This window comes from Stieleria sp. (genome assembly GCF_041595215.1).
GTDB classification, from domain to species: domain Bacteria; phylum Planctomycetota; class Planctomycetia; order Pirellulales; family Pirellulaceae; genus Stieleria; species Stieleria magnilauensis.
Genome location: NZ_JBFHKV010001064.1, coordinates 1 through 2942, shown reverse-complemented (window position 1 = coordinate 2942; position 2942 = coordinate 1). Strand labels below are relative to the sequence as shown.

The window sequence follows — 2942 nt, the reverse complement described above, 5'->3', positions numbered from 1 at the left end:
GATTTCGGATTCGACGTCGGCCCCTATCAAGACACCATCGCTGACCGCGGATTCATCACCGCCATCAAGCACTAGTGCTTCAGCCCGTCGTGGAGACGAATTCCGGAACGGGAGCCGGCGGATAGTGGAACCGGCCGTATCGTTTGGGCCCGACGTTGACGATCTGGCCGTCCATCGTCCCCTGGATCTCGGCCAGAACCCGTCGCGCCAAGCGGACGACATCGTGTGTCTCGCTTTCGTCGAATTCGACAATGATCGTGTCACGCTGCTCTGCTTCTTGCACGACCACTTCCAAGTGTTCGGTCAGCATCTCTGTCGGGTCACTCGATGACGAGCGCTGGAACAGACACTTTGCCGAAGGCCGGTTCTGTTTGACGCCGGAATTGGCTGAAACCGTGATGACGGGAAGCCCCGTCCCGAGCACGCTGATCAATCCGCATTCGACGATGTCGGCGTCGTTGTTGTATTCCAGGTCCGTCACGACCATGTTCTGGCAGCCGAGTTGAATGGCTGCCGCCGCGATCCCGATCTCACGCTGCCATTGCAGCGGATCGGCGCGATTGAAGCCGGCGTCGGCCAACGCTTCGGCTTTTTGTTTCAGCTCGCCACTGAGCGGCAACGTGCCAGAGGGAACCAGCGGGGGATCTATGTACTCGATTTCTTGGATCACCGGTTCCATCGAACAGGCCTGGTTCCATGACATCCGCACGGGTTTCTTTTTGGGCTGCACTTCAACGCTTGCGCTGAGCGCTCGCGTGGTGATTTGCAGCGGCACCGCCAGGATTCCTCCCAGTCCGACGAACAGCGTCGCGAATCCGAAGGCGTGAAAGATCGGGTTCCCGTCGGTGGCGCCGAAGTGTCCCATCGGAACCAGCAGATAGACGCCGTAGCCCATCAGAAACGCACCGAGGGCGATGTACGTCAGGCGAGTCGTCCAACTGCCGCGGCCGTACCGCATCGGGTATCCGATCAAGCTCAACAGCGACGGCAGCGGTGCGTACCAACAACACCAGATACCCGGGCCACCGCTGCCGCACAGAATCAGTCCCAACGCCAATGCAAAACCGGACGTTAGAAACAGGTTGCGGGCCAGTCCCAGATCCGGAGTCCCGTCGATCGGCACGATGGTGTAAGTGACCTCGCCGTCTTCGACGGGTCCCTGAATTTCATTGCCACTGCAGAACGCGATGAAATCGGCGATCATCTGGTTCACGCCGTAGGTGCTGACCATTCCGGTCACCGCTCCGGTCTCCTCGACCTGGCGGAAGGCCTCGTCCAAGTAGTGCTCACCCTCGGCAATGAACACCCGCGGCTCGACGTCCGTCTCGTGCGCACCGAGCGGGATGACTTTCGCCGGCCCCAGATCCATCGTGTCGACGCTCCCTGCCAGGAAGGGATCCTCCATCATCGCTTCTAGGTCGTCTTCGTCCAGCAGATCATCCCGCTCGACGTAGGGGTCGATCACCGTAACGTTGACCAGACGGAGGTGTGGGTTGTCGCCGTAGCCTTCGGTCACCAACGTGTGCCAGTCCATCTCGACCGGCTCACCCTGCATCACCGATGCCTTGTGGAATTCATGAACCGCCCCGGTCATCCCGGCGACCAGGCCGGCGCTGGCGAGCAAGGCGCCGAAGATGATGCGAAGCGGACGAGGCGGGGTGGAGGAATTGTACGGGTTGTAGCTCATCGGAAGCATTCACCGGCAGCGGAATCAAGCGGAAAGGTCGATCGAGTGGCGGGGGCACAGGGGGAGCCTAGCTCGAAAAACCTACCGGAGGGGCAGATCCGAGGCGAAACGACCGCGGTTGCGTCCGGGGATTTGCGACAGGCAAGATGGCCGGGTGCGCTGACTGCGGACGACTGCCTGCGGACCACTGACTGCATGTCTCTGGATTCTGACCACAGAGCCACCAGGGACCGACCGATTCAGACGTCGGTCACCGCATGAGAAGCGGATGGGGTGGGATTCGAACCCACGGTAGAGTTTCCCCTACGCTAGTTTTCAAGACTAGAGCCTTCGACCACTCGGCCACCCATCCGGCTTGCGTTGATGAGCTTCGGCCACCTTGCAGGGCCGAAAGCACTCGCCACCCACCCGATGAAGGCATCGGCGACGATCGCGAGCAGTCTACATCGTCACACGCCGGTCGTGAAGTCCAGCCAACCTTTCCTGAAAAATGGCAGCAAGTCGCCGGCGGTCCGGCGAACCTCGCACCGCCGGAACCGTGAGGAACGGTTCGAAACGCCCCCAAAAGATAACGCAGGAAAGCATTTTTAGCGGCTGGCCGCGAGCTCTCCGGTTAAAAAAGCGAAGCAGGCGGCATTCGTCCGCGTCAGATGGCAATCCGATCTGTAGGCACGAGCAGACAGGATCCGTTCTAATCCAGTTTTCCGGTGGCGGTTGCGAGGCCGGCACTGTTCCGGTAGCTGATCGAGCCCCGAAATCCCACAGAGAAACAGCACGCGATGAAGTACCTACCGATTGCAATGACGTTACTTCTGCTTTGCGCTTGCACGCCGCAATCCGGTGGCGACTACGACGCGACCTACCAGCAGCAACTTGCCGACTACGATCGGCAAACAGAACAGACGCAGCAACAGTTGGAGCAATCCCAAAAGCAACTCGATCAAACTCAGAAACAGCAAGACGAAACGGCGCGTCAATTAACGCGTTCGAAAGAACAGGCTGATCGCTACAACGCACTGCTCGACCGCTGGGAAGAACAAGCCGACCGGCACGACAAGGTTCTCGATACCCTCGAGCGGATTCTGTCACGGGAGAATGCCGGTGAGACGGGCGCCGATGAATAGCCCCACTGACCGATGAGGCGATTCCGTTTCTAGCACCGCGTCACACCGCAGAGCGGTGCCACAACGAAGCCCGGGGTCGCGGAACGCACCCCATAGGCATCAAGTTAAGAAGGAACCCTCCCGTGTGCGGG

Annotated in this window: 2 protein-coding genes and 1 tRNA gene; 1 reads left to right on the top strand and 2 read right to left on the bottom strand. The window is 60.1% G+C overall.

The window, feature by feature from the left end:
• Positions 1–79: 79 nt before the first annotated feature.
• Both ABX749_RS28040 and ABX749_RS28035 read right to left on the bottom strand, forming a co-directional pair.
• Positions 80–1687, bottom strand: coding sequence for a hypothetical protein (locus ABX749_RS28040; RefSeq protein ID WP_372898936.1), 1608 nt, complete (start codon positions 1685–1687; stop codon positions 80–82).
• A 265-nt stretch (positions 1688–1952) separates the two neighbouring features.
• Positions 1953–2039: transfer RNA gene (locus ABX749_RS28035), tRNA-Ser, on the bottom strand.
• Between the two features lie 448 nt (positions 2040–2487).
• Here ABX749_RS28035 and ABX749_RS28030 point away from each other — a divergent pair.
• The gene (locus ABX749_RS28030) at positions 2488–2811 is read left to right on the top strand and encodes a hypothetical protein (protein ID WP_372898935.1); all 324 of its coding nucleotides are present in this window, start codon (positions 2488–2490) and stop codon (positions 2809–2811) included.
• Positions 2812–2942 lie beyond the last annotated feature (131 nt).

Coding starts and splice junctions, on each gene's coding strand:
- ABX749_RS28040 (WP_372898936.1), bottom strand. CDS start 1,687: ATGAGCTACAACCCGTACAATTCCTCCACCCCGCCTCGTCCGCTTCGC.
- ABX749_RS28030 (WP_372898935.1), top strand. CDS start 2,488: ATGACGTTACTTCTGCTTTGCGCTTGCACGCCGCAATCCGGTGGCGAC.